The sequence below is a fragment of the Haemophilus sp. oral taxon 851 str. F0397 genome (assembly GCF_000242295.1).
In the GTDB taxonomy this organism is placed as follows: Bacteria; Pseudomonadota; Gammaproteobacteria; order Enterobacterales; family Pasteurellaceae; genus Haemophilus.
Genome location: NZ_JH591080.1, coordinates 24,838 through 50,708, shown reverse-complemented (window position 1 = coordinate 50,708; position 25,871 = coordinate 24,838). Strand labels below are relative to the sequence as shown.

General features: G+C 38.9%; 26 protein-coding genes, 2 tRNA genes and 1 other annotated feature (1 of these 29 running past the window's edge). Of the genes, 9 read left to right on the top strand and 19 right to left on the bottom strand.

All coding sequences use genetic code 11. The features are described 5' to 3' along the window. The 10 genes from HMPREF9096_RS0108805 to HMPREF9096_RS03245 all read right to left on the bottom strand — a co-directional run. Positions 1-30: transfer RNA gene (locus HMPREF9096_RS0108805), tRNA-OTHER, on the bottom strand; it reaches 42 nt to the left of the window's first position. A 154-nt stretch (positions 31-184) separates the two neighbouring features. Then, complete coding sequence (pal, locus tag HMPREF9096_RS03205) at positions 185-646, bottom strand: peptidoglycan-associated lipoprotein Pal (protein ID WP_005626966.1); 462 nt, start codon at positions 644-646, stop codon at positions 185-187. A gap of 25 nt (positions 647-671) precedes the next feature. Next, complete coding sequence (tolB, locus tag HMPREF9096_RS03210) at positions 672-1,955, bottom strand: Tol-Pal system beta propeller repeat protein TolB (protein WP_009766717.1); 1,284 nt, start codon at positions 1,953-1,955, stop codon at positions 672-674. A 41-nt stretch (positions 1,956-1,996) separates the two neighbouring features. Continuing rightward, entirely contained in the window at positions 1,997-3,184 is a 1,188-nt protein-coding gene (gene tolA, locus HMPREF9096_RS03215; protein ID WP_009766716.1) for a cell envelope integrity protein TolA, read from the bottom strand. 14 nt (positions 3,185-3,198) lie between these two features. Beyond that, positions 3,199-3,618 (bottom strand): colicin uptake protein TolR, encoded by a 420-nt coding sequence (tolR, locus tag HMPREF9096_RS03220; RefSeq protein ID WP_005634116.1) that lies wholly within the window; start codon positions 3,616-3,618, stop codon positions 3,199-3,201. Positions 3,619-3,682: 64 nt separating this feature from the next. Continuing rightward, positions 3,683-4,369 carry a protein TolQ gene (gene tolQ, locus HMPREF9096_RS03225; protein WP_005626973.1) on the bottom strand — a complete coding sequence of 229 codons (687 nt, stop codon included), beginning with the start codon at positions 4,367-4,369 and terminating at the stop codon, positions 3,683-3,685. A 17-nt stretch (positions 4,370-4,386) separates the two neighbouring features. Then, complete coding sequence (ybgC, locus tag HMPREF9096_RS03230; protein ID WP_009766715.1) at positions 4,387-4,797, bottom strand: tol-pal system-associated acyl-CoA thioesterase; 411 nt, start codon at positions 4,795-4,797, stop codon at positions 4,387-4,389. Positions 4,798-4,875: 78 nt separating this feature from the next. Continuing rightward, positions 4,876-5,169, bottom strand: a complete 294-nt coding sequence (ybgE, locus tag HMPREF9096_RS03235; protein WP_005641612.1) for a cyd operon protein YbgE — start codon at positions 5,167-5,169, stop codon at positions 4,876-4,878. 110 nt (positions 5,170-5,279) lie between these two features. Continuing rightward, on the bottom strand, positions 5,280-6,416 hold the full coding sequence (gene cydB, locus HMPREF9096_RS03240; protein WP_009766714.1) for a cytochrome d ubiquinol oxidase subunit II: 1,137 nt from the start codon (positions 6,414-6,416) through the stop codon (positions 5,280-5,282). Positions 6,417-6,430: 14 nt separating this feature from the next. Then, positions 6,431-7,996, bottom strand: coding sequence for a cytochrome ubiquinol oxidase subunit I (locus HMPREF9096_RS03245; protein ID WP_009766713.1), 1,566 nt, complete (start codon positions 7,994-7,996; stop codon positions 6,431-6,433). Between the two features lie 452 nt (positions 7,997-8,448). Here HMPREF9096_RS03245 and HMPREF9096_RS03250 point away from each other — a divergent pair, with 452 nt between their 5' ends. Further along, positions 8,449-8,733, top strand: a complete 285-nt coding sequence (locus tag HMPREF9096_RS03250; RefSeq protein WP_005637411.1) for a DUF5339 domain-containing protein — start codon at positions 8,449-8,451, stop codon at positions 8,731-8,733. Between the two features lie 51 nt (positions 8,734-8,784). Here HMPREF9096_RS03250 and ruvB read toward each other — a convergent pair whose 3' ends face one another. The 6 genes from ruvB to aspS form a co-directional block, all read right to left on the bottom strand. Further along, on the bottom strand, positions 8,785-9,792 hold the full coding sequence (gene ruvB / locus HMPREF9096_RS03255; protein ID WP_009766712.1) for a Holliday junction branch migration DNA helicase RuvB: 1,008 nt from the start codon (positions 9,790-9,792) through the stop codon (positions 8,785-8,787). A gap of 7 nt (positions 9,793-9,799) precedes the next feature. Further along, positions 9,800-10,414 carry a Holliday junction branch migration protein RuvA gene (gene ruvA / locus HMPREF9096_RS03260; RefSeq protein WP_009766711.1) on the bottom strand — a complete coding sequence of 205 codons (615 nt, stop codon included), beginning with the start codon at positions 10,412-10,414 and terminating at the stop codon, positions 9,800-9,802. Between the two features lie 62 nt (positions 10,415-10,476). Then, positions 10,477-11,049, bottom strand: coding sequence for a crossover junction endodeoxyribonuclease RuvC (gene ruvC, locus HMPREF9096_RS03265; protein WP_005637406.1), 573 nt, complete (start codon positions 11,047-11,049; stop codon positions 10,477-10,479). Positions 11,050-11,095: 46 nt separating this feature from the next. Beyond that, entirely contained in the window at positions 11,096-11,836 is a 741-nt protein-coding gene (locus tag HMPREF9096_RS03270; protein ID WP_009766710.1) for a YebC/PmpR family DNA-binding transcriptional regulator, read from the bottom strand. 12 nt (positions 11,837-11,848) lie between these two features. After that, entirely contained in the window at positions 11,849-12,322 is a 474-nt protein-coding gene (gene nudB / locus HMPREF9096_RS03275; protein ID WP_032803508.1) for a dihydroneopterin triphosphate diphosphatase, read from the bottom strand. 21 nt (positions 12,323-12,343) lie between these two features. Then, complete coding sequence (gene aspS / locus HMPREF9096_RS03280; RefSeq protein ID WP_009766708.1) at positions 12,344-14,110, bottom strand: aspartate--tRNA ligase; 1,767 nt, start codon at positions 14,108-14,110, stop codon at positions 12,344-12,346. A gap of 197 nt (positions 14,111-14,307) precedes the next feature. Here aspS and cmoA point away from each other — a divergent pair, with 197 nt between their 5' ends. The 5 genes from cmoA (at position 14,308) to priC (ending at position 18,571) form a co-directional block, all read left to right on the top strand. Next, the gene (cmoA, locus tag HMPREF9096_RS03285) at positions 14,308-15,030 is read left to right on the top strand and encodes a carboxy-S-adenosyl-L-methionine synthase CmoA (protein WP_009766707.1); all 723 of its coding nucleotides are present in this window, start codon (positions 14,308-14,310) and stop codon (positions 15,028-15,030) included. Between the two features lie 75 nt (positions 15,031-15,105). Next, positions 15,106-15,513, top strand: a complete 408-nt coding sequence (gene gloA / locus HMPREF9096_RS03290; RefSeq protein ID WP_032803505.1) for a lactoylglutathione lyase — start codon at positions 15,106-15,108, stop codon at positions 15,511-15,513. Between the two features lie 73 nt (positions 15,514-15,586). After that, positions 15,587-16,276 (top strand): ribonuclease T, encoded by a 690-nt coding sequence (rnt, locus tag HMPREF9096_RS03295; protein WP_009766705.1) that lies wholly within the window; start codon positions 15,587-15,589, stop codon positions 16,274-16,276. A 94-nt stretch (positions 16,277-16,370) separates the two neighbouring features. Continuing rightward, positions 16,371-16,492 (top strand) — a sequence feature (His leader region). Positions 16,493-16,598: 106 nt separating this feature from the next. Next, a complete protein-coding gene (locus tag HMPREF9096_RS03300; RefSeq protein WP_009766704.1) occupies positions 16,599-17,951 on the top strand; it encodes a Na+/H+ antiporter family protein in 1,353 nt (450 codons plus the stop codon). A gap of 32 nt (positions 17,952-17,983) precedes the next feature. After that, complete coding sequence (priC, locus tag HMPREF9096_RS03305; protein ID WP_009766703.1) at positions 17,984-18,571, top strand: primosomal replication protein PriC; 588 nt, start codon at positions 17,984-17,986, stop codon at positions 18,569-18,571. A 52-nt stretch (positions 18,572-18,623) separates the two neighbouring features. Here the strand turns inward: priC and HMPREF9096_RS03310 are convergent. Continuing rightward, positions 18,624-18,713: transfer RNA gene (locus HMPREF9096_RS03310), tRNA-Ser, on the bottom strand. 152 nt (positions 18,714-18,865) lie between these two features. Continuing rightward, entirely contained in the window at positions 18,866-21,679 is a 2,814-nt protein-coding gene (rne, locus tag HMPREF9096_RS03315; RefSeq protein ID WP_009766702.1) for a ribonuclease E, read from the bottom strand. Between the two features lie 411 nt (positions 21,680-22,090). Between rne and rluC the strand changes: the two genes are divergently transcribed. From rluC to hflX, 3 genes are all read left to right on the top strand, one after another. Then, positions 22,091-23,059 carry a 23S rRNA pseudouridine(955/2504/2580) synthase RluC gene (rluC, locus tag HMPREF9096_RS03320; protein ID WP_009766701.1) on the top strand — a complete coding sequence of 323 codons (969 nt, stop codon included), beginning with the start codon at positions 22,091-22,093 and terminating at the stop codon, positions 23,057-23,059. Positions 23,060-23,150: 91 nt separating this feature from the next. After that, the gene (hfq, locus tag HMPREF9096_RS03325; RefSeq protein WP_005641641.1) at positions 23,151-23,426 is read left to right on the top strand and encodes an RNA chaperone Hfq; all 276 of its coding nucleotides are present in this window, start codon (positions 23,151-23,153) and stop codon (positions 23,424-23,426) included. 14 nt (positions 23,427-23,440) lie between these two features. Beyond that, positions 23,441-24,802 carry a ribosome rescue GTPase HflX gene (gene hflX / locus HMPREF9096_RS03330; RefSeq protein WP_009766700.1) on the top strand — a complete coding sequence of 454 codons (1,362 nt, stop codon included), beginning with the start codon at positions 23,441-23,443 and terminating at the stop codon, positions 24,800-24,802. Positions 24,803-24,813: 11 nt separating this feature from the next. Here the strand turns inward: hflX and HMPREF9096_RS03335 are convergent, their stop codons facing one another. Further along, complete coding sequence (locus HMPREF9096_RS03335; RefSeq protein ID WP_009766699.1) at positions 24,814-25,770, bottom strand: sigma-54-dependent transcriptional regulator; 957 nt, start codon at positions 25,768-25,770, stop codon at positions 24,814-24,816. Positions 25,771-25,871: the final 101 nt, after the last annotated feature.

The following is a 25,871-nucleotide window of genomic DNA, read 5'->3' as shown; positions in this document are numbered from 1 at the left end:
CCGCTGCTCTACCGACTGAGCTAACGACCCACTGTGTTGATGAATTAATGATAGCGCATTTATTTTAGAATCAAAAGAATAAATTCATTCTTTCAAGCTAATTGGTTAAATTACAAACGATGAAAACAAAACAGGATCCAATAAAAAATGGATCCTGTTTTTCAAGTATTAGAAATACTAAGAATTAGTACGCTAACACTGCACGACGGTTTTTAGAATATGCAGCTTCATCGTGGCCTAATACTGCAGGTTTTTCTTCACCGTAAGATACTGTGCCTAATTTACCAGCATCAACACCTTTACCAGCTAAATAACCTTTAACTGCATCTGCACGACGTTGACCTAACGCAATGTTGTATTCTGGTGTACCGCGTTCGTCAGTGTTACCTTCTACTAATACTTTAGCAGCTGGAGTTGCATTTAAATATGCTGCGTGTGCATCTAAGATTTGAACGTATTCACCTTCGATGTTGTATTTGTCAAAACCGAAATATACGGTGTTGTAACGTTGTTGAAGATCAGAAACAGAGTAACCGCCAAAAGTTTGGCCTGCACCATTGCCTGCTGCATCGTTGTTAGATGAACTACAAGCAGCTAATGCAGCTACAGAACCTGCAACTAATAATGATTTAACAAATTTGTTCATTAGATTTCTCCTCAATGAGTTTTCTTTATTTAGTTAAGTATGGCGACCAAGCAGGAAATTTCACTTGGCCATTACTTCCTGGAAGGCTCGCTTTGAAGCGACCATCTGCAGAAACTAATTGTAGCACCTTTCCTAAGCCTTGTGTAGAGCTATAAATAATCATAATTCCATTTGGTGAAAGACTTGGACTTTCGCCTAAGAAAGAGGTACTAAGTACTTCTGATGCACCAGATGTGAGATCTTGTTTAACAACATTATTGTTTCCATTAATCATCACAAGGGTTTTGCCATCAGCGCTAATTTGTGCACTACCGCGACCACCAACCGGTGTTGCACCACCACCGTTTGCACTCATACGATAAACTTGTGGTGAACCACTTCTATCGGATGTAAATAAAATTGAGCTACCGTCTGGAGACCAAGATGGTTCTGTATTATTACCTGCACCACGAGTTAATTGAGTCGGAGCGCCGCCGTGAGAACTCATCACATAAATATTTAATGAGCCATCCTGTGAAGAGGCGAAGGCTAAACGTGAACCATCCGGAGAGAATGCAGGAGCACCATTATGTCCAGGGAAAGAAGCCACCACTTTACGAGCACCAGAATTTAAATCTTGTACAACAAGTTGTGACTTTTTATTTTCAAAAGATACATACGCTAAACGTTGACCATCTGGAGACCAAGCTGGTGACATAATTGGTTGAGAGCTGCGATTTACGATAAATTGATTATAGCCATCGTAGTCTGCAACACGAACTTCATAGGGTTGTGAACCGCCATTTTTTTGCACAACATAAGCGATACGAGTTCTGAATGCACCACGGATCGCAGTTAATTTTTCAAAAACTTCATCACTAACAGTATGGGCACCATAGCGTAACCATTTATTTGTCACTGTATAGCTATTTTGCATTAATACCGCCCCTGGCGTACCTGATGCACCAACGGTATCAATTAATTGATAAGTAATACTATAACCATTACCAGATGGAACAACTTGTCCGACCACAATTGCATCAATTCCAATATTAGACCAAGCTTCAGGATTTACCTCTGCTGCTGAAGTTGGACGTTGAGGCATCTGAGACACTGCAATAGGATTAAATTTACCACTGTTACGTAAATCATCAGCAACAATTTTGCTAATATCTTCTGGTGCAGATCCGGCAAACGGCACAACAGCTATAGGACGTGCACCATCAACCCCTTCATCAATTACAATGCGAACTTCATCATCTGCGAATACATTGCTTGCAACAGCAAGTACAATCGCTAATACGCTCACTAAACGTTTTAATAATTTCATTTTGTTACCTTTAAAATTTAACAATAAATTTTTCTAAAGAATTATCGAATATCAAAGTCAATAATTGGCGATTTATATTTCTCATAGATAGCATCCGATGGCGCTGCTGGAACTTTTTTCGTTCTAGCCACTGCACTTAATGCTGCTGTACAAATATCATCAGGACCTGAAATTTTTTGATATCCCAAGATTGTTCCATCTCGACTCAATTGAATTTTAATACGACAAACTTTTCCTGCAAAACTTGGATCTTTTAAGAAACGACGTTGAATCTCTTTCTTAATCACTCCAGCGTATTGATCTCCTACTTTGCCACCATCGCCAGAACCAAGCGCAGCACCGCTACCTTGAGTTCCACCTTTATTCGCATTTCCGCCTTTAGATGCACTACCGCCACCAATATCTCCGCCATTTAAGAAATCATCTAAACTGGCTTGGTCCGCTTTTCGTTTTGCTGCATCCGCTTTAGCTTTAGCATCTGCAGCAGCCTTAGCTTTCGCCTCTGCATCAGCTTTTGCTTTAGCATCAGCTGCGACTTTAGCTTTTGCATCGGCTTCAGCTTTTGCCTTAGCATCAGCAGCGGCCTTAGCTTTTGCATCTGCTTCAGCTTTCGCTTTAGCCTCAGCTTTTGCTTTAGCTGCGGCTTCAGCTTTTTCCTTGGCTTCTGCCTCTTGTTTTGCTTTTTGTGCTGCAAGTTCTGCGGCTTTAGCTTTCGCCTCTTCTTCAGCTTGTTTTGCTGCTGCAGCTAAACGTTTAGCTTCTGCATCTGCTTTTAATTTTGCAGCTTCAGCAGCTTGTTTTGCTTTTGCCTCTTCAGCTTGTTTCTGTTTTTCCAACGCTTCTTGACGAGCTTGCTCTTGTTGTTTTTTTATTTCTTGCTGACGTTGCTGTTCTTGCTGACGTTTTAACTCTTCTTGTCGTTGAACTTCCTGTTGACGCTTAATCTCTTCTTGATTAGGTTGTGGCGGTTTTTCTTCAACAACGGGTTCTGGACGTTTCTGTTTATCCGCTTGCCCTTTTTTCTGTTGTTGAATTCTACCCCATTCTTGCGCTGCAGAGCCAGTATCGACCATTACCGCCCCCATAGCATCACCATCACCTTCTCCACCACCCATAATTTCAACTGTATGGTAGAAAGAGCTGACAATCAACAATCCAAACAAAACAAGGTGCATCACTATAGAAATAACAAATGCATTTGCGCCTTTTTTTTGTCGATTATTTTGCACGGTTACCTACTTAGTTAAATTGGGTTTGTCATTAAACCAACAGATTTAATTCCAGCAAGGTGGAGTAGATTAAGTGCTTTAATCACTTCTTCATAGGGAACTTCCTTAGCCCCACCCACTAAAAATAGTGTGTTATTATCTTTATCAAATTCTTGTCGAGATAACTGTGTCACCATTTCTTCCGTTAACCCTTCTTGACGTTCTCCGCCAATAGAAATCGCATATTGTCCAATCCCTGAAACTTCAAGAATTACCGGCACTTTATCTTCATTAGATACATTTTGACTTTGCACTGAATCCGGCAATTCCACTTGTACGCTTTGGCTAATAATTGGTGCTGTTGCCATAAAGATCAACACAAGCACTAACAATACATCCAAAAACGGGACAATATTAATTTCAGATTTAATATCTTTACGCTGACGACGAGCCATAATTCAAATCTCTCTTATTTTTCACCGCACTTAACGAAAGAGTGCGGTGTATTTTTTCTATATTTTAGTGTGGTGCTTTGCCGAAAGCTTGGCGATGTAAAATCGTCGTAAATTCATCAATAAAGTTACCATAATTCTGTTCGATAGCATTCACGCGTAAACTTAAACGGTTATAAGCCATTACAGCCGGAATCGCAGCAAACAAACCGATTGCAGTAGCAATCAATGCCTCAGCGATACCAGGAGCAACCATTTGTAAAGTTGCTTGTTTGGCGCCACTTAATGCCATAAAAGCGTGCATGATACCCCAAACAGTTCCGAATAAACCAATATAAGGGCTAACAGAAGCTACTGTAGCCAAAAATGGTACTCGACTTTCAAGGCTTTCAACTTCACGATTCATTGTAAGATTCATTGCTCGCGTGGTTCCTTTAATAATCGCCTCAGGCGCATCAGGATTCACTTGTTTCAAGCGAGAAAACTCTTTGAAACCAACAAAGAAAATTTGTTCACTACCCGTTAAAATATCACGACGATTTGATAATCCTTCATATAGCTTATTCAAATCTTCACCAGACCAGAAACGGTCTTCAAAAGTATTCGCTTCTTTTAAAGCAGCCGTTAAAACTCGGCTACGTTGGATAATAATCGCCCAAGAAATAATTGAGAATGAAATCAAAATCACAATTACAAGTTGAACAACAATACTTGCTTTTAGAAAAAGATCTAAAAAATTCAATTCTGCAGTCATTGCATACTCCGAAAAGTTTATTTTAGGTTGTAAAACGCAGCTTTTACTTCTTTAGGAAGCGCCACAGGTTTCATATTGCCAAGATGAACACTGGCTACCTTGACTGTAGCCTTTGATAACATCACCGTATCACGCATAAGTCGTTGCTCAAAAAGGATTGTTGCGCCTTTTATCTCTATGACATCTGTTTCTACCGTGAGTAAATCATCCAATTTTGCCGCAACGCAATAATCAATAGCGAGCGATTTGACAACAAACGCGAGTTGTTGTTCTTGTAATAAAGTTTGCTGCGTAAAATTTAACGCTCGCAAATATTCTGTTCTAGCCCGCTCAAAAAAATGCAAATAACGAGCATGATACACAACGCCACCAGCATCAGTATCTTCATAATATACTCGAACGGGAAGATAGAAGGTTTTTCCTGACATTATTAAGCTTTGCCCACCGCAATAGGTCGGATATTTTAGAACCTGTTTTTTAGATAAGCAATATGCCAAAGAAAAAAATCATCCTCGTAAATAAAAATGCTCTACAGCACTAATCAATATAATGATATAAGCGATATAAGGTAAGAAAATTAGTTTCCAAATTACGCTTTTAATTTCAAATCCGATTCCATGAATCCAAACCGTAATCAATCCCCAAAAGATCATCAAAATCCACCAAGGAGAATCATTTCGTAACAACGTTGAAAAATTATCAATATTAAAGAAAAATACAGCTGTTAGTCCTAGCGCTAAAATAAATGAAAGGGTTCGAAACGAACCCTTATTAATTAATTGATAGAGTGAATGAATCATATTACTCGTCAAATTTTCCTGCTTTTTCTTTGCCAATGGTTAATTTTGCACTGGCAAATATAGCTAATAACACACCCACTACCCAAATTACATATAACATATTAATCTCCTTAGTATAATGAGTGTTTATTTTCATCAATGAAATTCTCATCTAAGCGACCAAACATCTTCGAATAAGACCAAATGGTATAAACCAAAGAAATAGCCACAAAGATAAGTGCAAAAATCAACATTAACGTTAATGTTAATTCACTTGAAGTTGCATCCCACATTAACAAACTCTGTTCAGGGTGTGAGCTTGAAGGCATCACAAATGGGAACATAGATACAGCAGCAGTAATAATCACACCAGCCATTGTTAATGCAGAGAAAAAGAATGCAAAACCACAACGATTAGCTTTAGAAAATGCCGCATTTAATAGCGCAGCAACTACGGCTAATGCAGGGAAAATCCAAAGAATTGGCATTTCATTGAAATTTCTAAACCACGCACCAGTTTCAACAGCAACTTCTTTATTCATTGGAGAAGATGGCGCATAGTGATCCACAACACTCGTTACTACATAACCCTCTTTAAAGTATAACCATGCTCCAGCTAATACGAATGCAATTAAAGTCACAATAGCACCGATTTGGCTCACTGAACGAGCGCGATCACGCAATTCTTCGGTTGTTTTCATTTGTAACCAGTTCGCACCGTGAGTCACAAGCATTGATAAGCTAATAACACCACACAATAATGCAAATGGATTTAATAATTCAAAGAATGAACCGGTATAAGTTACTTGAGTCAATTCGTTGAAATGGAATGGAACGCCTTGTAATAAATTACCAAAAGCCACCCCAAATACTAATGATGGTACAAAACCACCTGCGAATAGTCCCCAATCCCAAACAGAACGCCAAGTTGGGTTATCAATCTTTGCACGATATTCAAAACCCAATGGGCGCAAGAATAACGCAGCTAAAACCAATACTAAAGCGATGTAGAAACCTGAGAATGAAACGGCATATACAATTGGCCATGCCGCAAATACTGCGCCGCCTGCAGTTAATAACCAAACTTGGTTACCATCCCAATGGGGGGCAATAGAGTTGATCATAATACGGCGCTCCACTTCTTTTTTGCCTGTTACAGGTAAAAGTGCGGTCACGCCCATATCAAATCCGTCGGTAACAGAAAAACCGATCAACAATACAATAACTAACACCCACCAAATAAAACGTAGAAATTCATAATCAATCATAATTCATCTCCTGCTTATTTAGATGATTGTTCAAAGTAGTATTTGCCGGTTTTTAACGCACTTGGACCCAAACGCGCATATTTAAACATCAAATACATCTCAACAATAATGAACGCAAGATAAAGCGCACAAATTAAACCAATAGAGAACCATAAATCGCCAGTACTTAACTGAGACGCTGATACCCCAACAGGTAAAACTTCATAGATTGCCCAAGGTTGACGACCAGACTCAGCTAAGAACCAACCAAATTCAATTGCTAAGATTGGCAATGGGATACACCAAAGCAATGCTTTAAGCAATAAGCGAGAAGAAGTGACTTTGTTACGTAAATTTTGAACAAATGCGCCGAAGGTCAGTAAAATAATTAAACCACCGGCTGCTAACATCCCACGGAATGCCCAGAAGTTAGGACCTACGTTTGGAATAGTATCGCGAGCAGCTTGTTTAATTTGTTCATCTGTTGCATCTACAACTTTATCTGTGTAACGTTTTAATAATAAACCAAAACCTAAATCACCTTTTACTTCATCAAATTTTGCTTTAGTTTCTGGATTTACGTGGCCTGCTGATTTTTTCTCTGCTTTTAATTGCGTGAATAAATCGTAAGCTACCATACCGTTACGAACACGACCTTCATTTTTCGCTTGAATATCTTTCAAACCAACAATTTCAGTATCTAAAGAACGCGTTGCAATTAAACCACCCAAATATGGGATCTCAATCGCAAAATCATTTTTCATTTCTGCAGTATTTGGAATTGCAACTGGATGAAATGGCGCTGGCGCAGGATGAGTTTCAAACTCGGCTTCCATTGCAGCCAATTTCACTGGTTGTGCTTTACCTATGTCGTAACCTGATTCATCCCCCATAATTAACACCGCTGATGCCGCAATAAAACCAAAGGTTGCAGCAACAGAGAATGAGCGTTTGGCAAAACCAATATCACGACCTTTTAATAAATAGAATGCACTAATACCTAATACAAACATTGCACCAGTCGAATAACCTGCTGTTAACGTGTGCAAGAATTTACTTTGGGCAACTGGATTTAGCCAAAGGTCTAAGAAGCTCGTCATTTCCATACGTACTGTCTCAAAATTAAATTCTGAGCCAGCTGGAGACTGCATCCAACCATTAGCAACTAAAATCCACATTGCAGATAAGTTCGAACCGAAAGCTACACAATATGTAGCAAGTAAGTGTTTACCTTTAGTTAAACGATCCCAACCAAAGAAGAATAACCCCACAAAAGTTGATTCTAAGAAAAAGGCTAGTAACGCTTCAATTGCTAATGGCGCACCAAAAATATCACCTACATAATGAGAATAATAAGACCAGTTAGTACCGAATTGGAATTCCATAATGATACCTGTGGTCACCCCAAGGGCGAAGTTAATACCAAATAACTTACCCCAGAATCTTGTCATATCTTTATAAACTTCTTTGCCTGTCGCCACATAAATGGTTTCCATAATCACAAGGACGAATGACAAACCTAATGTCAGCGGCACGAAAATGAAGTGATACAACGCAGTTAAAGCAAACTGCAAGCGAGAAAGGTCAACAACGTCCAACATTCTCAACTCCTCTGTATAAACAACATTAGTTCCAACAATGATTAAAAAGGCAAAGCCTTAAATAATCCCTAATCACTCAACTCCAATTAGCTAAGTTTAAATTGGTTTATCTACATAATCATTCTCAAATGGTTAAAAAACACCAATTATTATAGAGATAAGCCAAATTTGCGGGTATTCTACTACTAAACATAAGGATAAAAAACAGTAAAAACGATATCTAGATCACATTTTTGACATAAGACATAAAATACCTATTATTTATTAAAAATAATTTAATTGATATAAATCAATTTTGCTATTTTTTGTACAAAAATATATGTTACACGTGATCCTTATCACAATTTACAACAATAAATGACTTCAAAAGCTAGACATACTAAGTATATTTTGCTATTTTCCCGCCTAGTTTAATTTTTAGATTTCATAATAAAGAGAAACAAGGACTTAAAATGAAAAAAACATTCCTTATTTTAACCGCACTTTTCTCTGCTGTATCAACCTCTACTTTTGCATCAAATATTCTGCCACAACAATGTGAACAACTATTTAAAGAAACAGAGAATTTGATCACGCAAGCAGAAAAACAACCTGGCACTCATACACAGGTAGGAAAAATTAAAAATAAGTTAAACCAAAGCAAACAACAGATTCTTCAAATGGAATTGGCGACTCAGTTAAAAAGTTGTGAAGTGGGTTTAGCAAAATTAAGTAATTTGAAAAGTTATAGTGAGTAATTAAAAAAGCCTTATTGAGTTCAATAAGGCTTTTTTAGTGGTTAAATTTATCTAGTCTGATAATTTCTGCAGACCGAAATGGCGATAAGTTTGTGATGTTGCAATACGGCCACGTGGCGTTCTTTGTAAAAACCCCTGTTGAATCAAATAAGGCTCTAAAACATCTTCAATGGTATCGCGTTCTTCACCGATTGCAGCAGCAAGATTATCCAGCCCTACTGGTCCGCCGTCAAAACGTTCAATAACTGCAGACAATAATTTTCTATCTAAATAATCAAATCCGGCATCGTCTACATCTAGCATTGAAAGCGCTTGTTTTGCCACATCTACTGAAATTACTCCCCCATTACGCACATCTGCATAATCACGCACACGTCGTAATAAACGGTTTGCTATTCGAGGCGTGCCTCGTGAACGACGAGCCACCTCGAAAGCGGCTTGCTGTTCTAATTCAAGATTCAAACACCCCGCACTTCTTGCAACAATAGATGTTAAATCTTCTACAGAATAGAATTCCAAACGTTGCACAATACCAAAGCGATCACGCAATGGCGAAGTCAAAGAACCCGCTCTAGTCGTCGCGCCAACCAAAGTAAAAGGTGGCAAATCTAATTTAATAGAACGAGCAGCAGGCCCTTCACCAATCATAATATCCAATTGATAGTCTTCCATTGCTGGATAAAGGACTTCTTCAATAGCAGGGGAAAGTCGATGAATTTCATCAATAAATAACACATCATGAGGTTCAAGATTAGTAAGCATTGCGGCTAAATCCCCCGCTTTTTCTAATACAGGTCCTGATGTCGTACGAATATTCACGCCCATTTCATTTGCCACAATATTAGCAAGAGTTGTTTTTCCCAAACCTGGAGGACCAAAAATCAATAAATGATCCAAGGCATCTTGACGTAGTTTGGCTGCCTTAATGAAAATATCCATCTGCTCGCGTACTTGCGGCTGACCAACATAATCCGCTAATAATTTAGGACGAATAGCACGGTCAATAACATCTTCATCAAGCTTAGCTTGCCCGCTAATAATTCTATCTGCTTCAATCATGTCTCACCTACAGTGCGGCTTTTAACGCTTCGCGGATAACTTGTTCACTGGTTAATTCTGGCTTAGCAACTCGTTTCACCATTTTTTCTGCCTCTGAAGGTTTATAACCTAAAGCAATCAAGGCTGAAATAGCTTCATCAGATGAATTTTCTGAGTGAGATTCAATAAATGGTGCTGACGGAATATGAGTACTTTCGACAAAGAAATCGCTTTGTTTTACGCCTTTAAATTTACCTTTGAGCTCAACTAACAAACGTTCAGCTGTTTTTTTGCCAACACCAGGAATTTTGGTGAGTTTAGAGAGCTCTTCTCTCTCTATCGAATAAGCAAATTGTTCGACAGACATGGCGGATAAAATCGCTAAGGCTAATTTAGGCCCCACCCCATTTGTTTTAATTAATTCACGAAATAAAGTGCGGTCTGTTTTTTGGGCAAATCCAAAGAGTAAGTGAGCATCTTCACGAACAACAAGATGGGTGAATAAAGTAGCTTCTTGACCAATTTCTGGTAAATCATAGAAACTAGTCATAGGCAAAAGCAATTCATAGCCTACGCCTTGCACATTAAGTAAAATTTCTGGAGGTTGTTTTTCTAAAAGAATGCCTTGTAAGCGACCGATCATAATTCTTCCGAATAATAAAAAACTTAACGCATAGAATAAAATAAAACTGGACGAACATCCAGTTAAATTTTTAATCTAAAGCGTCCTCGGCTATATCTGGCCTTTAAAAGTGCGGTCATTTTTTCTTGCGTTTCTGTCATTTTCACAGAATTGGCAATATGTAAAGAATGTTGAATAGAATGCGCATGTGTAATTGCGATAGCCAAGGCATCCGCGGCATCGGCTTGAGGTTTGTCTGACAACTTCAAAATACGAGTCACCATTTCTTGCACTTGCACTTTATCAGCGGAACCAATGCCTACAACCGTTTGTTTTACTAAACGAGCGGCATATTCAAAAACAGGTAAATCATGATTTACTGCCGCAACAATCGCCGTACCGCGAGCCTGACCGAGTTTCAAAGCTGAATCCGCATTCTTCGCCATAAACACTTGCTCAATCGCAAACATATCAGGTTGAAATTGCGTGATGATTTCAGTTACTCCAGCATAAATGCGTTTCAAACGGGTTGGTAAATCTTCAACTTGAGTACGAATTGCGCCACTGCCGAGATATTCTAAATGTCTTCCTGTTTGACGAATCACACCGTAACCAGTTACGCGAGAGCCTGGATCAATACCTAAAATAATGCTCATAATTTCTATAAAAAATGGGTAATTAAATTACCCATTTATTACATTATTAAAGTTGAGATGCCACTTCGTCACTGATTTCGCCATTGTGATATACGTTTTGTACGTCATCACAATCTTCCAACATATCAATTAAACGAAGTAATTTTGGTGCAGTTTCAATATCAAGATCAACGGTTGTTGATGGAATCATCGTTACTTCAGCTTCTTGTACTTTAAAGCCAGCAGCCTCAATGCCATCACGAACTGAACCTAAATCTTCCCAAGCAGTATAGATTTCAAATGAACCATCATCTTGTGGTTGAATATCGTCAGCTCCTGCTTCGATAGCCGCTTCAGTTAATGCATCTTCATCTGCTTGTTCAATTAAAATTAAACCTTTTTTGCTAAATAAATAACCAACAGAACCTTCTGTTCCCAAGTTACCACCACATTTAGTAAAACTTGGGCGCACTTGTGAGATCGTACGGTTTGCATTATCACTTAAACATTCCACCATAACCGCTGTACCGCCTGGACCATAACCTTCATAGATTTTGGTTTCCATATTGGTGTCATCGCCACCACCTACACCACGATCAATAGCGCGGTTGATAGTATCGCGCGTCATATTGTTGCTAAGTGCTTTATCTACTGCTGCACGTAAACGCGGGTTAGCACCCACATCGCCACCACCAATTTTAGCTGCGGTAACAAGTTCACGAATTAATTTAGTAAAAATTTTACCGCGTTGTGCATCTTGTGCTGCTTTGCGGTGTTTAATATTAGCCCACTTACTATGGCCTGCCATGTTGTTTTCCTTCTATTTATCTTTAAGAATATATTTTCTAATTGCTTCCGCATTATTGGAAGATTTTGTCATTTGGATTGCTTGTTCAGGGAAAACCCATTGATACGCCAAATGCTCACTTAATATTGGTTTGAATTCTTGCTCCATTGCCAATAAAAACCAATGTTCACGGCAATGCGTCACATTCGGTGCGTATTTATATCGGAAATGTGGAAAAATTTCAAATTCTATGCTCTCTTTGCAATCAAAAAGTGCGGTGGAATTTTCTGAAATTTCTAACCGCACTTCTTCCCAAAGCTCACGAATTGCTGTTTTTTTTGGTGTTTCACCACTTTCAATGGTACCAGTAACAGACTGCCAAAAATCAGGATCATCTTGGCGTTGGAGCATTAAAACTCGGTTTGTATCTTTAGCGTAAATTACAACGAGAACAGATTGGTTATTTTTATATTGCATCATTAAAAATGCGGCCAAATCTGACCGCACTTCATTCCTAATATTTCAAACTTATTCTGCTTTAACGACAGAAATTGCCAACTCTTCCAACGCCTGCGGATTCGCAAAACTTGGTGCTTCTGTCATCAAGCACGCTGCCGCTGTAGTTTTAGGGAAAGCAATTACATCACGGATATTTTCCGTGCCTGTTAAAAGCATGGTTAAACGGTCTAAACCGAATGCTAAACCAGCATGTGGCGGTGTACCGAATTTTAATGCATCTAACAAGAAGCCGAATTTCTCGCGTTGTTCTTGCTCATTGATACCAAGAATGCGGAATACGGTTTGCTGCATTTTCGGATCGAAAATACGGACAGAACCACCACCTACTTCATAGCCGTTGATCACCATATCGTAAGCATTTGCTACCGCACTTGTTGGATCTGCTTCTAATTGCTCTGGGCTGAAATCTTTTGGTGAAGTGAATGGGTGGTGCATTGCAGCAAGATTACCCTCTTCATCACGTTCAAACATTGGGAAATCGATCACCCAAAGTGGTTGCCACTCATCTAAACGAGTTAAGCCAAGATCACGACCTAATTTCAAACGTAATGCACCCATTGCATCCGTAGTGGTTTGCCATTTGTCTGCACCGAAGAATAAGATATCGCCAGTTTGAGCTTTCACACGCTCTGCTAACGCTTTCCATACATCTTCATTTAAGAATTTCGCGATCGGGCTTTGTACGCCTTCAAGACCAGCATTGATATCGTTTACTTTCGCCCACGCTAAACCTTTCGCACCATAAATACCTACAAATTGTGTATATTCATCAATTTGTTTACGAGTAATTTCTGCACCATTTGGTACACGAATCACTGCAACACGGCCGTTTGGATTGTTTGCGGGCTCATTAAATACTTTAAAATCAACATCTTTTACGATATCTGCTACATCTACCATTTCTAATGGGTTACGCAAATCTGGCTTATCAGAACCAAAACGAGTCATCGCTTCTTGCCAGGTCATTTGTGGGAATTTACCTAAATCCACACCAATGATATTTTGCCATAAACCGTGTACCATGCGTTCCATGATCTCACGTACTTCTGGCGCAGTTAAGAAAGAAGTTTCCACATCGATTTGAGTAAATTCAGGCTGACGATCTGCACGTAAGTCTTCATCACGGAAACATTTCACAATTTGATAATAACGATCAAAACCAGACATCATTAGAAGCTGTTTGAAAAGCTGTGGTGATTGAGGCAATGCATAGAATTTGCCTTTATGCACGCGGCTTGGCACTAAATAGTCACGTGCACCCTCGGGTGTCGCTTTAGTTAGCATTGGGGTTTCAATATCAAGAAAACCATTGTCATCCATAAAACGACGCACAAAGCTGGTGATTTTTGCACGAGTTTTCAAACGTTGTGCCATTTCTGGACGACGTAAATCTAAATAACGATATTTTAAACGTTGTTCTTCAGTATTGTTTTGGTTAAAGTCTAGAGGTAACACATCAGAAGCATTGTAAACACGCAATTCCTTCGCTAACACTTCCACTTCGCCTGTTGCCATATTTTTATTGATTTGGTTTTCAGGACGCGCAATCACTTCGCCTTTAATTTGGATACAGAATTCGTTACGTAAACCCGCAGCCGCTGTCAATGCATCTTGATATTTCGGATCAAAACAAACTTGCACAATGCCATCACGATCGCGCATATCGATAAAAATCAATCCACCTAAATCACGACGGCGGTGAACCCAACCGCTTAATGTTACATCTTGTCCGATATTGTTACGGTTTAATGCTCCGCAATAATGTGTACGCATCATATTCAATTCCTTAACTCTCTATAAAAATGGAAAAATACCGCAGAATTATACGGAAAAAGGCGCATCTTTTAAATCTTAAACGGAAATTTATTTGACCCCTTGAAAACTTTCCTTAAAATGACCGCACTTTTTAAATATTTTCTAATTCGTAGAGTGTGGAAAAGTGAAAAACACACATACTCCACACAATGTAAACCATGAAAGATACTATTTTTTCCGCTCCCATTGAAAAACTCGGCGATTTTACCTTTGATGAAAACGTTGCTGAAGTCTTTCCAGATATGATACAACGCTCCGTACCGGGATATTCCAACATTATCACTGCAATTGGTATGCTGGCAGAACGTTTCGTGACTGCTGATAGTCATGTTTATGATCTTGGTTGCTCACGAGGCGCTGCCACACTTTCAGCACGTCGAAATATTCATCAACCAAACGTAAAAATTATTGGTATCGATAATTCTCAACCTATGGTTGAACGTTGTCGCCAACATATTGCGGCATATCATAGTGAGGTACCTGTAGAAATTCTCAGTGACGATATTCGTCACGTTGAGATTAAAAATGCCTCAATGGTCATTCTCAACTTTACCTTACAATTTTTACCGCCTGAAGATCGTATCGCATTGCTTACCAAAATCTATGAAGGTTTAAATCCAAATGGCGTGCTCGTGTTATCAGAAAAATTCCGTTTTGAAGATGAAAAGGTAAATGAGCTACTGATTGATCTCCACCACCAATTCAAACGTGCTAATGGTTATAGCGAACTTGAAGTGAGTCAGAAACGTACCGCACTTGAAAATGTGATGCGTACAGATTCTATCGAGACACACAAAGTGCGGTTAAAAAATGTAGGATTTTCACAAGTAGAACTTTGGTTCCAATGCTTTAATTTTGGCTCAATGATTGCGGTTAAATAATTCATAACAAATTTATTTAATTCAACTTTTTTGTGGCATAATGCCCGCACTTTTTATCACAAAAGGATTAAACCAATGCGAATTTTACACACTATGTTACGCGTGGGCGATTTAGATCGTTCAATCAAATTTTATCAAGATGTTTTAGGTATGCGCTTATTACGCACCAGTGAAAACCCAGAATTCAAATATACGCTGGCTTTTTTAGGCTACGAAAATGGCGAAAGTGCGGCAGAAATTGAATTAACATACAACTGGGGCGTAGATAAATATGAACACGGTACGGCATATGGACATATCGCTATCGGTGTAGATGATATTTATGCGACTTGTGAAGCAGTTCGCGCAAGTGGCGGTAACATTACTCGCGAAGCAGGGCCAGTTAAAGGTGGCTCAACCGTCATTGCTTTTGTTGAAGATCCTGATGGTTATAAAATTGAATTTATCGAAAACAAAAGTACTAAATCTGGTTTAGGCAACTAAAGTGCGGTCAATTTTTATTGTATTTTTAATAACGTAGGGATTCCTACGTTATTTTATTTTTAAGAGATAGATTATGTCCGATCCTCAAGAAATCCCTTATCACAACCAATTAAAAAATCGCTTTCGTGGCTATTTCCCCGTCATTATTGATGTTGAAACTGCAGGTTTTGATGCAAAAAAAGATGCGTTACTCGAACTAGCCGCAATCACATTAAAAATGGATGAACATGGTTATTTGCATCCTGATCAGAAGTGCCATTTTCATATTGAGCCTTTTGAAGGGGCAAATATTAATCTAGAATCCTTGAAATTTAATGGCATTGATATTCACAATCCACTACGTGGCGCAGTGTCTGAACTCTATGCAATCACGGGGTTATTTCAAATGGTACGTCGAGGACAAAAAGATGCAGATTGCCAACGTTCTATCATTGTGGCGCACAATGCTGCTTTTGACCAAAGTTTTGTGATGGCTGCCGCTGAACGTACTGGCGTAAAGCGTAATCCCTTCCATCCTTTTGGAATGTTTGACACCGCAAGTTTAGCAGGCTTGATGTTTGGTCAGACTGTTCTCGTTAAAGCATGTCTTGCAGCTAAAATCCCGTTTGATGGGAAACAAGCGCACTCTGCGCTATACGACACCGAACGTACAGCAGAACTATTCTGTTATATGGTCAATCATTTAAAAGATTTAGGTGGTTTCCCACATATTGCTTCTGAACTAGAACAGGAAAAAACAACTGAAAAAGAGACCGCACTTTAAGAAAAATAAAAAAGTGGTTGCAATCGTTTTATTTTTCCAGTAGTTTAAAAGCAATTCTTATTTGGAGATAAAAAATGAACATTATCCGTCGTCACCATCATCACCATTCAACTGAATAATCTTTCAGGTTTTTGGTGTGCTTGGAAGATTTCTTCCGAGCTGACAGGATAATAAAAATCTTACCCCTCGGAAGGCAACTTTCGAGGGGTTTTGTTTTATTACAGCACAGGAGTCATCAATGCAACGACATCATCATTATTTATTCGACAATCAAAAATTTTAAAGTAAAGTATTCACCATTTAATTCACAAGGAAAAATACAATGTTAACAAATCCCGTTGTTATTTCGATTATCGTTTTACTAGCACTAAGTTTGCTACGTATTAACGTGATTATTGCGTTAGTTATTGCTGCACTCACTGCTGGACTCTGTGGCGGTCTAGGTTTAAGCAAAACAATTGAAACCTTCACTGGAGGTTTAGGTGGCGGTGCAGAAGTCGCAATGAACTATGCGATGCTTGGTGCGTTCGCGATTGCTATTTCTAAATCAGGTATTACAGATTTAATTGCCTATAAGATCATCACTAAAATGAATAAAACACCAAGCTCCAGCAATTTAACTTGGTTTAAATATTTAATTTTTGGTGTATTGGTATTATTCGCCATTTCTTCACAGAACCTACTTCCTGTACACATTGCTTTTATTCCAATTGTCGTTCCACCGTTACTTTCTATTTTTAATCGTCTAAAAATAGACCGTCGCGCTGTAACCTGCGTCCTTACATTCGGCTTAACCGCAACTTATATGTTACTTCCGGTAGGCTTTGGTAAAATCTTTATCGAAAGTATTTTGGTAAAAAATATCAATCAAGCAGGTGTAGCCCTTGGTTTACAAACAAATGTAGCTCAAGTATCCCTCGCGATGTTATTGCCCGTAATTGGCATGATTTTAGGATTGCTCACCGCAATATTCATCACTTATCGCAAACCAAGAGAATATGATGTTACTATTCAAGAGCCAACCACAAAAGAAATTGAAGCGCACATCGCAAACATAAAACCAAAACAAATCACTGCAAGTTTAATCGCCATTGTAGCGACCTTCGCAACACAATTAGTGACAAGTTCAACCATCATTGGTGGTTTAGTTGGGATAGTCATTTTCGCAATATTTGGCATTTTCAAATTGAAAGAAAGTAACGATATTTTCCAACAAGGTTTACGTTTAATGGCAATGATTGGATTTGTTATGATTGCGGCATCTGGTTTTGCTAATGTAATTAATGCAACAACGGGAGTAACAGATTTAGTTCAAAGCTTAAGTAATGGCACGATTCAAAGTAAAGGTTTGGCTGCATTCTTAATGTTACTTGTCGGATTGTTGATTACAATGGGAATTGGGTCGTCATTCTCAACGGTGCCAATCATTGCATCTATCTACGTGCCACTTTGTTTATCTTTTGGTTTCTCACCATTAGCCACCGTTTCAATCGTTGGTGTTGCGGCTGCCTTAGGAGACGCAGGCTCCCCTGCCTCTGACTCCACCTTAGGTCCAACATCAGGTTTAAATATGGATGGCAAACACGATCACATTTGGGACTCTGTTGTACCCACCTTCCTACACTACAATATTCCATTATTAGCTTTTGGCTGGATTGCAGCAATGTACCTTTAACGATTATAATCCCCCGACTTGGGGGATTTTTTATGACCATTCAACAACTTATCCAGATCTTAGATCAAAAAGTTCAGCAACTTTATCAAGCTCATTTATCAAAACGAGAAGAAAAAATCTTCGCCAAATTTGACCGCACTTTGTTCAGTGAACATGGACAGAATGTTTCCTTTTATCTAAAGGAAATCAATCAAACGCTAGATAGAATAAAGACATTAGAATCTAACGATCTTAATCACTATAATTTTCTGGCAGAGCGTTTACTCGCTCAATGCTCCGTTCTTTCGGAAGCTTTAGCTCGCAAGAATACTCATCTAACTGAATCCCAAACAACAACTAAACAACCTATTCAAAAATCTCAACATAACATTCATAAATTACCGCCAAGAGAACGGTTGGGAAAATACTATGAAGCATTAGAACGCTTGAATAAGCTTTATCAACAACATAAAGATTTGGCGCAGGCAGAAAAAAATAATGATGAAAAAATACGTTATGCTCAACTTGCAGAAGGTTATAAAAAACGTCAACAGAAATGCCAAGATGCAATAGATCTTTTAGAAGAATATTTGGTGTTTAAAGAAGAAATGGAAAACCGTGAAAACACGGAAAACAAATGATTGGAAATAAAAAAAACTAATTCTCTCTAATTAGTTAACTTTAAAAAGTTGATGGCGGAGGAATAGGGATTCGAACCCTAGGAGGGCGTAAACCCTCGCCGGTTTTCAAGACCGGTGCCTTCAACCACTCGACCATTCCTCCTTGATTTAATGCGCACGCATAATACGTTTTTTGAGAAAGACCGTCAAGCAGAAATCACCTCATTTTTATCAAGTGACTATTTTTACTGCAACCCAAAAATAAAAAGAATTGACGTAATAAACATCGCGCCAATTCTAATTTGTTATTTTAGATTACTCTGATTTTGCTCGGGTAGGCTCAGAATATACATGGCTAATCGCACTATGATGTCCTGCTGCCCCTTTACCGTAAAAATAATAGCGAGAATCTTGCCATTCAATAATTGGGAATGGCTGAGGCATTTCATCACTCGCTTTCGCCAAAGTCATCTCTGCTTTTGTATGAGCAACTGAAGAAATAGTACCTAAACGCCCATTAAACTCATAAGTACGAACAAAGGCTGGTTCATTTACAATTTCAGGATCATTTACGGTAATCGTTGACTCAATAGCCTCAACTGTTTCTTGAGGTTTATGAGAATTTAAACGCTCTAGAGATTCTTGTACTTTTTTCTGTACAGATTCGTTGGCTGGCTGAGTAATAAAATCTAATGCTGGTTTTACTTCAAGAGATTTTTCTTCAACCACAATCCCCATTGCTGGCGTGATAAAACCTTTTTTAGTTTTCTCTTGCTCAAGCAATTCATCCACAGATAAGAAATTATTTTCTTTCTGAACATTCACTGTTGAATAGTCCACCCAAGCTTTTCCACTTGCCAATTCAGGTGAAGCAACTGCAGCAAATAATGGCATTGGCGATTTTGGCTCTTGATTACGGCGACGACGTTGATTATTCGCTGCTCGTAAATGACGTGGAGTGCGACGTTGACGCTCTTGACGTTCAGAACGTTCTTGGTGTTGACGAACTGGTTTTTCATCATCTTGAACGGTCTGAACTTCAACAACCTCCACTTCTGACATTTGTTCAACAATGCTTTCGTTATTTTCAACAGCCATCTCATTATCTTCAACGCGCACTCGTTTACGTAAATCACGACGTTGACGACGTTGAGTCACTTGCTCAGTTTTTTCATCTTGAGCCTCAAAAACCGGTGTAGAATTTACCGCACTTTCAGCGATACTTTCTTCCACTAAGTTACGGCGAGGACGGCGTTGATTACGCTCGCGGATATTACGGACTTGTTCTTCGGTTCTTTCCGTTTCGTTATTTTCAGAACGTGGACGACGAGAAGTACGGCGATCCTGTGGACGACGTTGATTACGATTAGAATTGCGCGAAGTGCGGTTATTTTTTGGTTTATTTTCTTCGGATTCAGAAGCAAACAAGCCTTTAATCTTCGCGATAATTTTCGCTAACAAAGACGGTTCATTCGATTTACGCTCAACTGGAGTCGGAGCAGCTTCAGAAATAGAAAGCGCCACTGCCGCACTTTCAACTGCGGGTTGTTCAGCAACAACAGTTGTTTCCACATTACGAGAAACAAGAGATTCCTCAGTGCTTTCATCTTTCTCACAGTGAATTTTCGCTAAGTTATAGCTTAATTCATTCACTTCTTCGCCATCGCGTAAACGGAAAACGCTAAAGTGAGGTGTTTCCATTGCTTCATTTGGCGCAACAATAACATCTACATTGTGACGTTTTTCAATATTGCTAATTGCTTTACGTTTTTCGTTAAGAAGATAAGAAGCAATTTGTACAGGCACAATCGTATGCACTTGCTTGGTGTTTTCTTTTAACGCTTCTTCCTCGATTAAACGCAAGATAGACAAGGAAAGAGACTCGTTATCACGCACTTTACCTGTTCCTTGACAACGAGGACAAATGTGATGTGAAGACTCACCTAATGAAGGACTTAAACGCTGACGCGACATTTCTAACAAACCAAAACGAGAAATGCGGCTAATTTGAATACGAGCACGATCTTGGCGAACGGCATCACGAATACGATTTTCCACTTCACGTTGGTGACGAACTGGCGTCATATCAATGAAATCGATAACCACTAAACCACCTAAGTCACGCAAGCGTAATTGGCGAGCAATTTCATCTGCCGCTTCAAGGTTAGTATTCAATGCAGTTTCTTCAATATCGCCACCACGGGTAGAACGCGCGGAGTTAATATCAATAGCAGTTAAGGCTTCAGTTACATCAATAACGATTGAACCGCCAGAAGGTAAACGCACTTCACGTTGGAATGCTGACTCGATTTGAGATTCGATCTGATAGTGGCTGAAAAGAGGCACTTCGCCTTGATAAAGTTTCACGCGATTGATGAAATCTGGGCGAACAAGTTTGATATGCTCTTTTGCTTTCTCAAACACTTTAGGGCTATCAATAAGGATCTCGCCTATATCACGGCGCAAATAATCACGAATAGCACGTACAATCACATCACTTTCTTGGTGAATCAAGAAAGGCGCTGGACGATTTTGAGATGCTTGTTTAATTGCTTCCCAATGGTGAAGTAAAACTTTTAAGTCCCACTGCAACTCTTCTGGAGATTTGCCCACACCAGCGGTACGAACAATCAAGCCTACGCCTTCAGGCACATCTAATGAACTTAATGCCTCTTTTAATTCAGTGCGATCATCCCCTTCGATACGACGAGAGATTCCCCCCGCACGCGGATTATTTGGCATAATGACCAAATAACTGCCAGCAAGAGAAACGAAAGTGGTTAAGGCTGCCCCTTTATTTCCGCGTTCTTCTTTATTAACTTGAACGATAACTTCTTGGCCTTCACTCAAGATATCGCGAATATTCGGACGACCTTGGAAAACATAATCATCGGGGAAATATTCACGAGCAATTTCTTTTAATGGTAAAAAACCATGACGTTCTGCACCATAATCTACAAAAGCCGCTTCTAAGCTTGGCTCAACGCGAGTAATTTTCCCTTTGTAGATATTCGCTTTTTTTTGCTCATGTCCTGGGCTTTCAATATCCAGGTCAAATAAGCGCTGTCCGTCAACTAGCGCTACACGCAACTCTTCTTTTTGAGTCGCATTGATTAACATTCTTTTCATTGTCAATTCTCTTATTAAATATTTAAAAAGACCTCAAAATAAATCGCACTTTGCTTCGTTATCGACCTCGTGTTTCTCGCGCCAGTCAATCTCACGACTGTATGTTGCTGGGTGCATTGATAACGTTATTAAGCATAAACGTTTGCTTTATAAAACAACGCGATATTCCACACGCGTTGCAAGCGGCTAATTCATTTCAAGAAAAATGTTGATTATCAATGTCTTATGCCGATTGCCGCATTGAGTTTTCACCAACAAAACTTATCCTTTTTTACGCAAATTCTTAGGCGTAAAAAGACACTCTATTATCCATAGAAAACGATTAATTAGCAAGGTTAATATTACGTTCATAGAGTTACGTTAATAGCGCCTTTGTGATATGATTCGCGCCAATTTTCAAAAGGAAAAAAGATGACTGAACAAAACGAAAAAATCATTAATTCATCAGTAAAAATGCTGACAATTAGTGAAGATGAAAGCGGCCAACGTATCGATAATTATTTATTAGCAAAACTCAAAGGGGTACCTAAAAGTTTAATTTATCGCATTGTGCGTAAAGGTGAAGTGCGGGTAAATAAAGGCCGGATTAAGCCAGAATATAAACTGCAAACAGGTGATATTATTCGCGTTCCGCCAGTGCGTGTGACTGAAAAAAACGATGCGTCGATTTCAAAAAATCTCAATAAAGTCGCCGCACTTGAAAATCAAATTTTGTTTGAAGATGATTGTTTGATTGTTTTAAATAAACCTTCTGGAATCGCAGTGCATGGTGGGAGCGGCTTAAATTTTGGTGTGATTGAAGCCTTACGAGCACTGCGTCCAGAAGCACGCTTTTTAGAACTAGTTCATCGTTTGGATCGCGATACATCAGGCATTTTATTAATTGCTAAAAAACGTTCAGCATTGCGCAATTTACATGAACAACTTCGCATAAAAACTGTTCAAAAAGATTATTTAGCGTTAGTACGTGGGCAATGGCAATCCCATGTAAAAGTTGTTCAAGCACCGCTTTTGAAAAATGAATTATCCAGCGGGGAGCGCATTGTGCGTGTCAGCGAGCAAGGTAAACCATCTGAAACCCGATTTAGCATTGAAGAACGCTATACAAATGCTACGCTCGTGAAGGCTTCACCAGTCACAGGGCGTACACATCAAATTCGTGTACATACACAATATGCAGGACATCCTATTGCATTAGATGATAAATACGGCGATAAAGATTTTGATAAACAAATGAGCGAATTGGGATTGAATCGTTTGTTCTTACATGCCTTTTCAATTCGGTTTGAGCACCCTAAAAATGGCGAAACACTACGTTTCAATGCACCACTGGATCATAAAATGAAAGCAATTTTGCAAAAGTTACGGGAAAGCAAATAGACAACATTTGTGTTTATTGCTACACTTGCGTGCGGAGACAACTCGTTTCTATCACCAAAATTTCATAATAACGACAACAAAGGATAGCAAAATGGCAAAAGGACAATCTTTACAAGATCCTTATTTAAATGCGCTTCGTCGCGAACGCATTCCTGTATCAATCTACCTTGTAAACGGAATCAAACTTCAAGGTCAAATTGAATCATTCGATCAATTCGTGATTTTATTAAAAAACACTGTAAACCAAATGGTATATAAACACGCAATTTCAACCGTTGTGCCTGCGCGCTCTGTTTCTCATCACAATAGCAGCCATCATGTAGCAACACCTGAAGCCGTTGAAAGCGTGGAAACTCAAGCAGAATAATCACAGCTCCATCAATGGATAATCAATATTTATTAAGTGCGGTTGAAAATTCTCAGGAAATTTCAACCGCACTTTCTTCATCTCAACAATCTGAAAATACTCGTGACACCGCCATCGTGGTTCACGTTTTCTTTGCGCAAGATAAAAACACTGATGATCTACAAGAGTTCTTACTGCTCGCTGATTCTGCCAATGTAGATGTATTGGATACAATCACCACCAGTCGTAGCACTCCTCAAGCTAAATATTTTGTAGGTGAGGGAAAAGCTCAAGAAATTGCAGATACAGTGCAATCAAATAATGCTGATGTTGTACTTTTTAACCATCAATTAACCCCAGCACAAACACGTAATCTAGAAAGTTTATGTCATTGTCGAGTGGTCGATCGCACCGGCGTCATTTTAGATATTTTTGCCCAACGAGCACGCTCTCATGAGGGAAAATTACAGGTTGAACTCGCTCAACTAAAACACTTATCTACTCGATTAGTTCGTCGAAAAACAGGCTTAGATCAACAAAAAGGAGCGGTAGGATTACGTGGGCCAGGTGAAACTCAGTTAGAAACCGATCGTCGCTTGATTAAAGTGCGCATTTCTCAATTACAAAATCGATTGGCAAAAGTGGAAAAACAGCGCAATCAAAATCGCCAAACACGCCAAAAAGCAGATATCCCGACAATTTCACTTGTTGGCTATACCAATGCAGGGAAATCAACCTTATTTAACCGCTTAACCAATGCAGAGGTTTATGCCGCAGATCAGCTTTTTGCGACATTAGATCCAACTTTACGAAAATTACAGATTCAAGATGTAGGCACGACAATTTTAGCGGATACAGTAGGATTTGTTCGACAGCTTCCGCATGATCTTGTTTCAGCCTTTAAATCGACTTTACAAGAAACGGTTGAAGCAAGCCTATTACTCCATATCATTGATGCCGCTGACTCGCGAAAACAAGAAAATATCGATGCAGTCAATGATGTGCTAGAAGAAATTGGTGCAGGACAAGTGCCTGTTCTATTGGTATATAACAAAATTGATTTGTTGGAAAATGTTGCGCCGCATATCGAATACAATGATGAAAATCAGCCTGTTGCAGTCTATCTCTCTGCGCAAGATGAGCTGGGTATTCATTTATTGTTTGAAGCCGTTAAAGTGCGGTTAAAAAACGAGATACTTTCTCTTTCTTTAATTTTACAACCACACGAAGGCAAACTTCGCCATGCTTTTTATCAACTTGATTGTGTACGCCATGAACAAATTTCTGAACAAGGCGAATTCTTCTTAGATATACAGATTGATAAGATTATGTGGTTAAAGTTATGTAAGCAATTTTCTAGATTAGCGGATATTAAAATACACTCTGATAATACCTAATTTATAGAAAATTATTTTCCAATCCCATATTGTTTCAATTTATTCGCAATCGCAGTATGCGAAACGCCTAAACGTTGAGCCAATTTTCTCGTGCTTGGATATTCTGCATAAAATAATTTTAGGACTTGCGACTCATAAGAACCAATGATTTCATCTAAGGTTTTATTTTCAAATTCATCCAAAGAAATCACCACACTTTGTGGCGGCGCAAGATTTAAACTTTCGATAGTTAAATGATTATCTTGTACCAGAGAGCAGGCACGATAAAGGGTGTTATAAAGCTCACGAACATTCCCTTTCCAATCATATTTCTGCAAATAAAGAAGAAAATCTTTATCGAAAGTTGGTTTTGCAATTTTTAATTCTTCACTGATTTCCTGTAAAAAACCTTGTGCCAGTGGCTCAATATCAGCCATGCGTTCGCGTAATGGTGGCACATTAATAGTGAGAACATTTAAGCGATGAAATAAATCAGCACGAACTTTGCCTTGCTCAACAAGAAAATGAAGCGGAACCTGTGATGTGCAAATCACTCGTACGTTTGCATGATGTTCCTTCTCTTCACCTACTCGACGGAAGGATCCATCCGTTAAAAAACGCAATAATTTAGCCTGCAAGCTCAATGAAAGTTCGGCAATGCCATCTAGTAATACAGTTCCCTCATTCGCGTATTCAAAAAAACCTATGGTTTCACTGTCTCCGACTTTTCTACCAAACATTTCACTTTCCGCATCTTCATCAGGCAAACCCGCACAGTTTACTGCGATAAATTTTTTATCACGACGCAAACTCTGATAATGACAGGCTTTCGCCAACAAATCTTTTCCAGTCCCAGTTTCACCTTGAATTAACAAAGGCGCATCAAACATAGCAAAACGTTTTGCGTTTTCAACCGCACTTCTCATGGATTCACTTTGCACAATAAAACAATCGAAAGGTTTTTGAGGATCAAATTTGAAGGTTGTCATATATCGGAAATATGAGAGAAATAATATGTGGTTATGATAGTTTTTTTACAGAAAAGTGTAAATATTATTTTACACATTAAAAAATAAAAATGCGGTCTATT